Below are 11,475 nucleotides of genomic sequence, written 5' to 3' on the forward strand. Positions count from 1 at the left end.
TTTGGGTGTTTTATTAGGATAAAAATCGGTCGCAAGTATGGAGAAAGCGGGGGGTCATTGCAACGCGCCATGACCTGGGTCAATGCTTTCCAAAGCTGATTCTGCGGCCTTTCCATGTTCGGTGTAGGGACAAAAATCGCCCACGGCAAATTGTCGCAACGAAGGAAAGAGGCGAGGGGGTCAGGTCGGTTGTAACGGGGTGTGTTCAAACACAGCGTTCGGGTGATGCCAGGCAACTGTCGCAACAGCCGGTATTCACCTGCCTTTGCGGCCTTTTTGACGAACGATTGTCGAACGCATCGGGTCGGGTGGACCTGAAACCGGCAGTCGCCAGCGCATGCAACGGCAAGCTTAGACCCGAATCCGGGGAACCGAAAGAAAGACTATGGAAGGGTGCGACAATGCGTCGCGCAGGGGCACGGAACAGCCGCATCCAGATGAATGCGGCTGTTGGTGTGGTCAGGATTTATTCGCTTTTGCTTTCAGCTTGCAGACGCTCGGTGCCGGTGCCGTGAGACAGGCTGTAGACGTAAGCGGCGAGCAATTGCACTTTGTCATTGCCCAGCAACTCATTCTGCGCCGGCATGTGGCCCTGGCGACCATGGCGAATGGTCTGTTGCAACTGTGCCAGGCTGGTGCCGTAGATGAAACCGGCTGGGTGCGTCAGGTTCGGCGCGCCCATGGCTTCGGTCCCTTGGCCGTTGGCGCCGTGGCAGGCGACGCAGGTGGTGTTGAAGGCCTGCTGGCCGGCTTGCAGGTCGGCACCGCTGTCCGCCGGCAGAGGCAGGCCGGCCAAGTCGTGGCGTACGTACGCGGCCACGTTCTTGACCCCGGCCTCTCCCAGCACTTCGCCCCAGGCCGGCATCGCCGCCATGCGGCCGCCCATGATGGTGGTCTTGATGGTGTCGGCAGCGCCGCCCCAGCGCCAGTTGCTGTCGGCCAGGTTCGGGAAGCCGAAGGCACCCTTGGCGTCCGAGCCGTGGCAGACCGAGCAGTTGGAGGCGAACAGGCGGCCACCCATCTTCAAGGCCTGTGGGTCCTTGGCCACTTCTTCCACGGGCATGGCGGCGAATTTGGCGAAGATCGGCCCGAACTTGGCGTCGGCCTTGGCCATTTCCTTTTCCCATTCATGGGCGCCGGTCCAGCCGTTCTCGTAGCCCGGCAGGATGCCTTTCCAGTTGCCCAGGCCTGGATAGAGGACCAGGTAGCCGACGGAAAACACCAGGGTGCCGGCGAACAACAGGAACCACCACTGCGGCAGCGGGTTGTCGTACTCCTCGATGCCGTCGAAGCTGTGGCCCATGGTCTGGTCGACGCTGCCCTTGGTCTCGCCCTTGCGGGTGCCGATCAGCAGCCACGTCAGGCCGATGAGGCTGCCGATGGTCAGTACGCAGATCCACGTACTCCAGAAGGTGGTCATGGCCGGGTACTCCTTGTTGCAGGGTCTTGGGGGGTGGCGATGTCGGCAGGTGGCTCGTCGGCGAACGGCAACAGGCGCGCTTCGGCGAACTCTGGACGACGTTTGCTGCTGAATACCCACAGGGTCAGGCCAATGAAGGCCACGAACACCACGACCGTGCCCAGGCCGCGGATCATTCCAGTACTCATTTCAAGAACCATGGCTCACCTCTTGCTCTTGATGGCAGTGCCGAGCACTTGCAGGTAGGCCACCAGCGCGTCCATTTCGGTCTTGCCCTTGAGCGAGGCCACGCTACCGGTGATGTCGTCGTCGGTGTACGGCACGCCCAGGGTGCGCATGGCGCGCAGCTTGCCTTCGGTGTGGCTGCTGTCTACTGCCTGGGTCACCAGCCATGGGTAGGCCGGCATTTTCGATTCGGGCACGACGTTGCGCGGGTTGTACAAGTGGGCGCGGTGCCAGTCATCGGAGTAGCGCGCGCCGACCCGTGCCAGGTCCGGCCCGGTGCGCTTGGAGCCCCACAGGAATGGGTGGTCCCAGACGCTTTCGCCGGCAACGGAGTAGTGGCCGTAGCGCTCGGTCTCGGCGCGGAACGGACGGATCATCTGCGAGTGGCAGCCGACGCAGCCTTCGCGGATGTAGATGTCGCGACCTTCCAGTTGCAGGGCGGTGTAGGGCTTCATGCCGTCCACCGGTTTATTGGTCACGTCCTGGAAGAACAGCGGCACGATCTGGGTCAGGCCACCAATGCTCACGGCCAGGACCATCAGCAGCATCAGCAGGCCGACGTTTTTTTCGATTGTTTCGTGTTTCATGGTGGATTCCTCAGGCCATCTGCGCGGCAGCGGCGGCTTCGGCAGGCTGGGAAGCCTGCACGGTGCGCCAGGTGTTGTAGGCCATCAGCAGCATGCCGCTGAGGAAGATCGCCCCGCCCACCAACCGCACGACGAAGCCTGGGTGGCTGGCCACCAGGGTTTCGACGAAGGAGTAGGTCAGCGTGCCGTCGTCGTTGATTGCACGCCACATCAGGCCCTGGGCGATGCCGTTGACCCACATGGAGGCGATGTACAGCACGGTGCCGATGGTCGCGAGCCAGAAGTGCGCATTGATCAGGCCGATGCTGTACATCTGCTCGCGACCGAAGATTTTCGGGATCATGTGATACAGCGCGCCGATGGACACCATTGCCACCCAGCCCAAGGCGCCGGCATGAACGTGGCCGATGGTCCAGTCGGTGTAGTGGGAGAGGGCGTTGACGGTCTTGATCGCCATCATCGGACCTTCGAAGGTCGACATGCCGTAGAACGCCAGGGACACCACCAAAAACCGCAGGATCGGGTCGCTGCGCAACTTATGCCAGGCGCCCGAAAGGGTCATCATGCCGTTGATCATGCCGCCCCAGCTCGGTGCCAGCAGGATCAGCGACATCACCATGCCCAGTGACTGTGCCCAGTCCGGCAGCGCGGTGTAGTGCAGGTGGTGGGGACCTGCCCAGATGTACAGGGTGATCAACGCCCAGAAGTGCACGATGGACAAGCGATAGGAGTACACCGGGCGCTCGGCCTGTTTCGGCACGAAGTAATACATCATCCCCAAAAAGCCCGCGGTGAGGAAAAAGCCCACGGCGTTGTGGCCGTACCACCACTGCACCATCGCATCGGTTGCACCGCCATAGGCCGAATAGGACTTGGTGAAGCTCACCGGCAATTCGGCGTTATTGATCAGGTGCAGGATCGCCACGGTGATGATGAACGCACCGAAGAACCAGTTGCCGACGTAGATGTGCTTGGTCTTGCGCTTTGCCAATGTGCCGAAGAACACGATGGCGTAGGCGACCCAGACGATGGTGATCAGAATATCGATCGGCCATTCCAGCTCGGCGTATTCCTTGGAACTGGTGTAGCCCAATGGCAGGCTGATGGCTGCCAGCAGGATCACCAGTTGCCAGCCCCAGAAGCAGAACGCGGCGATTTTCGGCGCGAACAACTGAGTCTGGCAGGTGCGTTGCACCGAGTAGAACGAACTGGCGAACAGGGCGCAGCCGCCGAAAGCGAAGATCACCGCGTTGGTGTGCAGCGGGCGCAGGCGGCCGAAGCTGGTCCAGGGCAAATCGAAGTTGAGTTGTGGCCAGACCAATTGGGCGGCGAGAAAAACCCCGAGCCCCATGCCGACGATGCCCCACACCACCGTCATAATGGCGAATTGGCGGACCACCTTGTAGTTGTAGGCGGTACTGATAGAAGTGTTCATGGTTCCCCATCCACGGTTCAGCCGAAGTAGCGCCTGCGCAAGGCAGTGCGGCGTTCTTCGCCTGGAGTTATAGGCAGACTAAAAGCGAGGTCAGCATGGACAAACAGCACAAGGCCAGTATTGACGGGGATCAATGGGCGCGATGTGTGGCCGAACACGGCTGGTTGTGGACAGCCGGGCAATCGGTCGCCAGCGCCAGGGCACCCACCCTGATCCTGGCCCATGGCGCCGGTGCGCCAATGGACAGTGGCTTTATGGAACAAATGGCCGCGCGCCTTGGCGCACAGGGCGTCAACGTGTTGCGCTTCGAGTTTCCCTACATGGCCCAGCGGCGCCTGGATGGGGGCAAGCGGCCACCCAACCCGGCACCTAAGCTGCTGGAATGCTGGCGTGAGGTGTACGCCACGGTGCGGCCTTATGTCGCTGGGCGCTTGGCCGTGGGGGGTAAATCCATGGGCGGGCGCATGGCGAGCCTGCTGGCCGATGAGCTGGGCGCCGATGCGCTGGTGTGCCTGGGCTATCCCTTCTACGCGGTGGGCAAGCCGCAGAAGCCACGGGTCGAGCATCTGGCGGCGTTGAAAACCCGGACCTTGATCGTCCAGGGCGAGCGCGATGCGTTGGGCAATCGGGAGGCGGTGCAGGGCTGCACCTTGTCACCGAGCATCGAGGTGTTGTGGCTGGCGTCGGGCGATCATGATTTGAAGCCGCTGAAGGCTTCGGGGTTCAGTCATGAGCAGCATCTGGAGGCGGCGGCGCAGGGAGTGGCCGGGTTTCTGTCTCGAGATTGATGCTGCTTGCCATGGCCTCATCGCGAGCAGGCTCGCTCCCACAATTAGAATGCATTTCAATGAGTTACTAGAGCCCCTGTGGGAGCGAGCCTGCTCGCGAAAGCGATCTTTCAGGCAGTAAAAAACCCGGAAGCTTTCGCTGTCCGGGTTTTCAGTTGGCCCAATTGAAGTCAGCGGTTAAACCGCTCCACCAACGAATACTGCGTATGGGCCGTTCGAGTCAGTTCTTCGCTCAGCAGTGCCGAGCTGTGGGCCTGGCCCGAGGTCTGGTCGGCCAGTTCCGAGATATTGCTGATGTTGCGGCTGATCTCCTCGGCCACTGAGCTTTGCTCCTCGGTGGCGGCGGCGATCTGGGTGGTCATGTCGGTGATATGGGCCACCGCTTCGCTGATTCCCACCAGCGCCTCGTCCGCTTCCATGACCCGTGCCACGCCTTCTTCGGCTTGCCGATGGCCGGCATCCATGGTTTGCACGGCGTTGGTGGCGGTCTGCTGGAGCTTGGCGATCAGGGCGTGGATCTGCCCGGTGGATTCGCTGGTGCGTTGTGCCAGTTGCCGCACTTCGTCAGCCACCACGGCAAAGCCGCGGCCCATTTCCCCGGCACGGGCCGCTTCGATGGCGGCGTTGAGGGCCAGCAGGTTGGTCTGGTCGGCGATGCCTTTGATCACGTCGACCACACCACCGATCTCGTCGCTGTCCTTGGCCAGCTGGGTCACGGTCTGCCCGGTCTCGCCGACCACCACCGACAGGCGCTCGATGGCTTCGCGGGTTTCGCCGGCGATGTCGCGGCCGCGGCTGGTCAGGCGATTGGCTTCCTGGGTGGCATCGGCGGTGCGCTGCACGTGGCTGGCGACTTCCTGGGTCGTTGCCGCCATCTGGTTGACGGCCGTGGCGACCTGTTCGGTTTCCACCCGCTGGCGCTCCAGGCCGCTGGAACTGTCATGGGCCAGGGTGTTGGACTGGCGAGCCTGGTCGTTGAGGTGCTCGGCGGTGTCCTGCAGGCGGGTCAGGCAGGTTTTCAGGCGCGCTTCCTGGCTGAGGATCGACATCTCCAGGCGTGCCTGGACGCCGCGGCTGTCGGTGTACATCCGCGCGATCAGCGGGTCGGACGTGGTTTGCTCGGCCAGGCGCAGCAGGCGTTTGATCCCGCGTTGCTGCCATTGCAAGCCCAGGAGCCCCAGCGGCACCGACAGCAGGGCGGCCAGAGCGAAGCCCCAGGAGGAATCCAGGAACGCGCCGACGATGAAACTCAACTGGCTGACCAGGATAAACGGTAGCCAGTCCTGCAGTATGGGCACCCATTTGTCGCTGCCCGGAACCGCGGACTTGCCTTGGTTGATGCGTTGATAAAGCGCTTCGGCGCGGGCGATCTGCTCGGCGCTGGGCTTGACTCGTACCGACTCGTAGCCGATCACCTGATTGCCCTCGAACACGGGCGTGACATAGGCGTTGACCCAGTAATGGTCACCGTTCTTGCTGCGGTTCTTGACGATGCCCATCCATGGCAAGCCTTGTTTCAGCGTACCCCACATGTGCGCGAACACCGCGGATGGGACGTCGGGATGGCGCACGAGATTGTGCGGCGAACGAATCAGTTCTTCCTTCGAATACCCGCTGATGTCAACGAACGCGTCGTTGCAGTAGGTGATTACGCCCTTGGCGTCGGTGGTCGAAATCAATCGTTGCTGGGCCGGGAAGGTCCTTTCGCGTTGTGTGACGGGTTGGTTGTTGCGCATGGTGTGTAGATCCGCAAGGCTTTGAAAGGCTATGAAAGGTTGTCGGCGGTGTCAGGTTTTAATTGAAGTTATTTTTGCTTGTCGCTATCACGCCAGCATCGGGTAGGTAAATAGGGCGAAATGAAGCAGGTTGAGGAAAAAATGCGTGGCAATCGCCGCGCCCAGGCCGCCGAAACGATACGCCAGGCCGTAGCCGACCCCCGCCAGGCCCGACAGCAACACCCATTGCCAACCTGCGCCAGCGTGTACCAGGCCGAACAGCAGCGAGGCCAGGAGCAGCGCCAGGTTGTCACCGTAATTCAGGTGTTTGAAGCGCCGGCTCAAGCCCCCCTGAATGTAGCCACGAAACAGCGCTTCCTCCACCAGCGTCACCAATAAAAGATTATTGAGCACCCATATCCAGGCGTGATCCGGCCATTTGGGTGCCCAATGGATCATGCCCAGCAGCACCGCCCCGCCGAGGGCCAGCACCGCGCTCAATGCCAGGCCCTGTGCCGTGGCCAGGACCGACAGGCGCAACGATCGTCGGCCGACGATCCAGGGGCAGGCCAGCAACAGCCAGAAACCGATCAGCGGCTTGTCCTGGTTCAGGTACATGGCAAACGGCGCGGCATCGTCGGTCAGGCGTTGCGCCGGGATCACCCGCCCATTGAAGAAGCCAGGCATCCAATGCAGGGCCAGTGCCAGGGCCATGACCAGGAACAAGGCATGCCCGAGAAACTGGCCTACCGGCGTTTGCTGCTGGCGAACCGCATACCCGGCGAACAACAGCAGCGCGACCGAGATGACCGCCGTCCAGGCCAAATGGCCGTAGACCAGCGCCAGACAGTAGCCTGTGGAGAGAAGGGCCAGGTGAAGCCAGGGTAAAGCAGGCATACAGCATCCTTTTAGCAGGAGCGCTCTGGGCGAGGGCGGCCGTCGGGTGTTCGACGCCACCGTGTCGCGCAAAGAGCACATTTGCGTCCATGCAGGTTCATGCGCAGGAGAGCAAGCAGTTGGCAGACTCTGTCCCGTGAGCGTCGGCGGGATTATAGGCAGGCTGATATAAAAACACCGCCTGTTAAAACGCTAATAACGGTCAGTAAGCCGCAGAAGCTGTGGGAGCGGGCTTGCTCGCGATAGGGACTTGTCAGTCAACATCGATATTGGCTGATCGACCGCTATCGCGAGCAAGCTCGCTCACAGTGGGTGCTTATCTTTAACCGGCAATCAACTGCCGCAAGACATAGTGAAGAATCCCGCCGGCCTTGAAATACTCCACTTCATTCAAGGTATCGATCCGGCACAGCACTTCGATTCGCTCCTGGCTGCCGTCCTCGCGGGTGATGACCAGGGGCAGGTTCATGCGCGGCGTCAGTTCGACGTCATTGAGTCCCAGGATGTCCAAGGTTTCCTTGCCCGTGAGGTTCAGGCTCTTGCGGTTCTGGTCGAGCTTGAACTGCAATGGCAGTACGCCCATGCCCACCAGGTTGGAGCGATGGATGCGCTCGAAGCTTTCGGCGATCACTGCCTTGACCCCGAGCAGGTTCGTGCCCTTGGCGGCCCAGTCCCGGCTCGACCCGGTGCCATATTCCTGGCCGGCGATCACCACCAGGGGCGTGCCCGTGGCCTGGTACAGCATGGCGGCGTCGTAGATCGGCATTCGTTCGCCGCTGGGAATGTAGATCGTGTTGCCGCCTTCTTCGCCGTCGAGCATTTCGTTACGAATGCGGATATTGGCGAAGGTGCCGCGCATCATCACTTGGTGGTTGCCGCGCCTGGAACCGTAGGAGTTGAAGTCTCGCGGCTCCACGCCCTGTTCGCGCAAGTAGCGACCGGCCGGGCTGTCCGTCTTGATGTTGCCGGCCGGGGAGATGTGGTCGGTGGTCACCGAGTCCCCCAGCAGGGCCAGGACCCGGGCACCCTCGACGTTCCTGATGGCCGGTGGCGGGCCGCCGATGTCGTCGAAGAATGGCGGGTGCTGGATATAGGTCGAGTCGTCCTGCCAGACGTAAGTCGCCGCTTGCGGCACTTCGATGGCCTGCCATTGCTCGTCACCGGCAAACACGGCGGCGTATTCCTTGTGGAACATGCTGGTGTTGACCTGGGCCACGGCGGCGGCCACTTCCTGGCTGCTGGGCCAGATGTCCCGCAGGTACACCGGCTTGCCGTCCCGGTCGTTGCCCAGCGGCTCGCTGCTGATGTCGATGCGCACCGTGCCGGCCAGGGCATAGGCGACCACCAGCGGCGGGGAGGCCAGCCAGTTGGTCTTCACCAGTGGGTGCACCCGGCCTTCGAAGTTGCGGTTGCCCGACAATACCGAGGCCACGGTCAGGTCGGCTTTCTGGATGGCTTTTTCGATGGGCTCCGGCAACGGCCCGGAGTTGCCGATGCAGGTGGTGCAGCCATAGCCCACCAGGTCGAAACCGAGTTTATCCAGGTATTCGGTCAGGCCGGCGGCCTTGTAGTAATCGGTGACCACCTTGGAGCCCGGGGCCAGGGAACTCTTGACCCAGGGCTTGCGGGTCAGGCCTTTTTCCACGGCTTTTTTGGCCAGCAGCCCGGCGGCCATCATCACGCTGGGGTTGGAGGTGTTGGTGCACGAGGTGATGGCGGCGATTACCACCGCGCCGTTTTTCAGGCGATGGGTGTGGCCTTCGAATTCGTATTCGGCTTCGCCCACCTGGTCGGCATTGCCCACCGCGACGCCACCGCCACCTTCACTTTCCAGGCGACCTTCTTCTTTGCTGGTGGGTTTGACCTGCAACCCCAGGAAGTCGCTGAAAGCCTGACCGACGTTCGGCAGCGAAACCCGGTCCTGAGGGCGTTTCGGCCCGGCGAGGCTGGCTTCGACGCTGCCCATGTCCAGCTCCAGGGTGTCGGTGAACACCGGTTCCTGGCCGGGCAAGCGCCACAGGCCCTGGGCCTTGCAATAGGCTTCCACCAGTTTCACTGTTTCCGTCGGCCTTCCCGACAGACGCAGGTAGTCCAGGGTCACCTCGTCCACCGGGAAGAAACCGCAGGTGGCGCCGTATTCCGGAGCCATGTTGGCGATGGTGGCGCGGTCGGCCAGGGGCAGGTCGGCAAGACCGTCGCCATAGAACTCGACGAACTTGCCCACCACGCCTTTCTTGCGCAGCATCTGCGTGACGGTCAGCACCAGGTCGGTGGCGGTGATGCCTTCGCGCAGCTTGCCGACGAGTTTGAAGCCGATGACCTCGGGAATCAGCATCGACACCGGTTGGCCGAGCATGGCCGCTTCCGCCTCGATCCCGCCGACGCCCCAGCCCAGCACGCCGAGGCCATTGATCATGGTAGTGTGCGAATCGGTGCCCACCAGGGTGTCCGGGAACGCGTAGGTGAGACCGTCTTCCTCTTTGGTCCACACGGTGCGGCCCAGGTATTCGAGGTTGACCTGATGGCAGATGCCGGTGCCCGGTGGCACCACGCTGAAGTTGTCGAAAGCGCTCTGGCCCCAGCGCAGGAAGGCGTAGCGTTCACCGTTGCGTTGCATTTCGATGTCGACGTTCTGCTCGAACGCCTGGCTGCTGGCGAATTTGTCCACCATCACCGAGTGGTCGATCACCAGGTCCACCGGCGACAGCGGGTTGATCCGCTGAGGATCGCCGCCGGCCTTTTCCATGGCGGCGCGCATGGCGGCCAGGTCGACCACGGCGGGGACGCCGGTGAAATCCTGCATCAACACCCGGGCGGGGCGGTATTGAATCTCGCGGTCGGAGCGGCGTTCCTTGAGCCACCCGGCCAGGGCCTTGAGGTCGGTGCCGGTGACGGTTTTTTCATCTTCCCAACGCAGCAGGTTTTCCAGCAGTACCTTCAACGACATGGGCAGTTTGTCCAGGTCGCCCAGGCTTCGGGCGGCATCCGGCAGGCTGAAGTAGTGGTAGGTCCTGGCGTCGACTTGCAGTGTTTTAAGGGTTTTCAGGCTATCGAGGGACGGCATTGAAATCACTCCTTTGAGTCCGCACGGCTACGGACTGACGGGACGGACAGAGCCTTTAACCTAGCCCTGTTTTGAGCGTATGACTAATCACTGGACTCTATGGGCAGGTTCGGGGTTCCGAAGTCCGCTATCATGCGGCGGTTTTCGTGACAGGCTTTGCTACGGAGTTTCAATGAATACGCTTTTCATGCACTGCCGCCCGGGCTTCGAAGGCGAGGTCTGTTCCGAGATCGCCGAACACGCGGCCCGGCTCAACGTGGCCGGCTACGCCAAGGCCAAACCGGCCAGTGCCTGTGCTGAATTTGTCTGCACCGAAGACGACGGCGCCGAGCGGCTGATGGGCGGCCAGCGTTTCGCCGAACTGATTTTTCCGCGCCAGTGGGCGCGCGGTACTTTCATCGATTTGCCGGAAACCGATCGCATCAGCGTCATCCTGGCCCACATGGCCGCTTTCCCGACCTGTGGCAGCCTGTGGCTGGAGGTGGTGGATACCAACGACGGCAAGGAATTGTCGAACTTCTGCAAAAAGTTCGAAGGCCCCTTGCGCAAGGCGCTGATTGGCGCCGGCAAGCTGGTGGACGACCCACGCAAGCCGCGCCTGCTGCTGACCTTCAAGAGCGGCCGCGAAGTGTTCCTGGGCCTGGCCGAATCCGATAACTCGGCGATGTGGCCCATGGGCATTCCCCGCCTGAAATTTCCCCGGGAAGCGCCGAGCCGCTCCACCCTCAAGCTTGAAGAGGCCTGGCACCACTTCATCCCCCGGGACCAGTGGGACGAGCGCCTGCACAGCGACATGACCGGCGTGGACCTCGGCGCCGCGCCGGGCGGCTGGACCTGGCAGTTGGTCAACCGGGGCATGCTGGTGACAGCCATCGACAATGGCCCGATGGCCGAAAGCCTGATGGACACCGGTCTGGTGCAGCACCTGATGGCGGACGGCTTCACGTTCAAGCCCAAGCAGCCGGTGGACTGGATGGTCTGCGACATCGTCGAGAAACCGGCGCGCAACGCGGCGATGCTGGAAGAGTGGATCGGCGAGGGCCATTGTCGCGAGGCCGTGGTCAACCTCAAGCTGCCGATGAAACAGCGTTATGCCGAGGTCAAGCGCCTGCTCGAACGCATTGCCGAGGGTTTCAAGGCTCGGGGGATCAAGGTCGAGATCGGTTGCAAGCAGCTGTACCACGACCGCGAGGAAGTGACGTGCCATCTGCGGCGGCTGGACACGAAAAAGCCCCGTGGGAGCAAAGCTGTGGGAGCAAAGCTTGCTCGCGATGAACGATGACGCGGTCCGGAGATCGAGGTGCCTGCATCGCGGGCAAGCCTTGCTCCCACGGTCCTGCTCCC

Annotated in this window: 9 protein-coding genes; 2 read left to right on the forward strand and 7 right to left on the reverse strand. The window is 62.2% G+C overall.

Annotation, left to right across the window (positions count from 1 at the left end; translation table 11 throughout):
- Positions 1–466: 466 nt before the first annotated feature.
- From ccoP to ccoN, 4 genes are read right to left on the reverse strand one after another with little or no spacing between them, the layout of a single operon-like run.
- Positions 467–1,420 (reverse strand): cytochrome-c oxidase, cbb3-type subunit III, encoded by a 954-nt coding sequence (gene ccoP / locus AC09SL_RS01580; RefSeq protein ID WP_058544617.1) that lies wholly within the window; start codon positions 1,418–1,420, stop codon positions 467–469.
- Positions 1,417–1,620: a cbb3-type cytochrome oxidase subunit 3 gene (locus tag AC09SL_RS01585; RefSeq protein WP_058544618.1), complete on the reverse strand. Its 204-nt coding sequence runs from the start codon at positions 1,618–1,620 to the stop codon at positions 1,417–1,419. The genes ccoP and AC09SL_RS01585 overlap by 4 nt, the downstream gene beginning before the upstream one ends.
- Positions 1,621–1,623: 3 nt before the next feature.
- Positions 1,624–2,232 (reverse strand): cytochrome-c oxidase, cbb3-type subunit II, encoded by a 609-nt coding sequence (gene ccoO / locus AC09SL_RS01590; RefSeq protein ID WP_014339376.1) that lies wholly within the window; start codon positions 2,230–2,232, stop codon positions 1,624–1,626.
- A gap of 10 nt (positions 2,233–2,242) precedes the next feature.
- Positions 2,243–3,667 carry a cytochrome-c oxidase, cbb3-type subunit I gene (gene ccoN / locus AC09SL_RS01595; protein ID WP_057452412.1) on the reverse strand — a complete coding sequence of 475 codons (1,425 nt, stop codon included), beginning with the start codon at positions 3,665–3,667 and terminating at the stop codon, positions 2,243–2,245.
- A 95-nt stretch (positions 3,668–3,762) separates the two neighbouring features.
- Here ccoN and AC09SL_RS01600 point away from each other — a divergent pair, with 95 nt between their 5' ends.
- Positions 3,763–4,455, forward strand: a complete 693-nt coding sequence (locus tag AC09SL_RS01600) for an alpha/beta family hydrolase (RefSeq protein ID WP_058544619.1) — start codon at positions 3,763–3,765, stop codon at positions 4,453–4,455.
- A 170-nt stretch (positions 4,456–4,625) separates the two neighbouring features.
- On the opposite strand, the gene AC09SL_RS01605 is transcribed toward AC09SL_RS01600, so the two are convergent.
- From AC09SL_RS01605 to acnA, 3 genes are all read right to left on the reverse strand, one after another.
- The gene (locus tag AC09SL_RS01605; protein ID WP_058544620.1) at positions 4,626–6,191 is read right to left on the reverse strand and encodes a methyl-accepting chemotaxis protein; all 1,566 of its coding nucleotides are present in this window, start codon (positions 6,189–6,191) and stop codon (positions 4,626–4,628) included.
- 87 nt (positions 6,192–6,278) lie between these two features.
- A complete protein-coding gene (locus AC09SL_RS01610; RefSeq protein ID WP_058544621.1) occupies positions 6,279–7,067 on the reverse strand; it encodes a CPBP family intramembrane glutamic endopeptidase in 789 nt (262 codons plus the stop codon).
- Positions 7,068–7,389: 322 nt separating this feature from the next.
- Complete coding sequence (gene acnA / locus AC09SL_RS01615; RefSeq protein ID WP_058544622.1) at positions 7,390–10,131, reverse strand: aconitate hydratase AcnA; 2,742 nt, start codon at positions 10,129–10,131, stop codon at positions 7,390–7,392.
- Between the two features lie 172 nt (positions 10,132–10,303).
- Between acnA and rlmM the strand changes: the two genes are divergently transcribed.
- Positions 10,304–11,413: a 23S rRNA (cytidine(2498)-2'-O)-methyltransferase RlmM gene (rlmM, locus tag AC09SL_RS01620; protein WP_018608570.1), complete on the forward strand. Its 1,110-nt coding sequence runs from the start codon at positions 10,304–10,306 to the stop codon at positions 11,411–11,413.
- Positions 11,414–11,475: the final 62 nt, after the last annotated feature.

It is taken from the genome of Pseudomonas sp. PF05 (assembly GCF_056521845.1).

Coding starts and splice junctions, on each gene's coding strand:
- ccoP (WP_058544617.1), bottom strand. CDS start 1,420: ATGACCACCTTCTGGAGTACGTGGATCTGCGTACTGACCATCGGCAGC.
- AC09SL_RS01585 (WP_058544618.1), bottom strand. CDS start 1,620: ATGGTTCTTGAAATGAGTACTGGAATGATCCGCGGCCTGGGCACGGTC.
- ccoO (WP_014339376.1), bottom strand. CDS start 2,232: ATGAAACACGAAACAATCGAAAAAAACGTCGGCCTGCTGATGCTGCTG.
- ccoN (WP_057452412.1), bottom strand. CDS start 3,667: ATGAACACTTCTATCAGTACCGCCTACAACTACAAGGTGGTCCGCCAA.
- AC09SL_RS01600 (WP_058544619.1), top strand. CDS start 3,763: ATGGACAAACAGCACAAGGCCAGTATTGACGGGGATCAATGGGCGCGA.
- AC09SL_RS01605 (WP_058544620.1), bottom strand. CDS start 6,191: ATGCGCAACAACCAACCCGTCACACAACGCGAAAGGACCTTCCCGGCC.
- AC09SL_RS01610 (WP_058544621.1), bottom strand. CDS start 7,067: ATGCCTGCTTTACCCTGGCTTCACCTGGCCCTTCTCTCCACAGGCTAC.
- acnA (WP_058544622.1), bottom strand. CDS start 10,131: ATGCCGTCCCTCGATAGCCTGAAAACCCTTAAAACACTGCAAGTCGAC.
- rlmM (WP_018608570.1), top strand. CDS start 10,304: ATGAATACGCTTTTCATGCACTGCCGCCCGGGCTTCGAAGGCGAGGTC.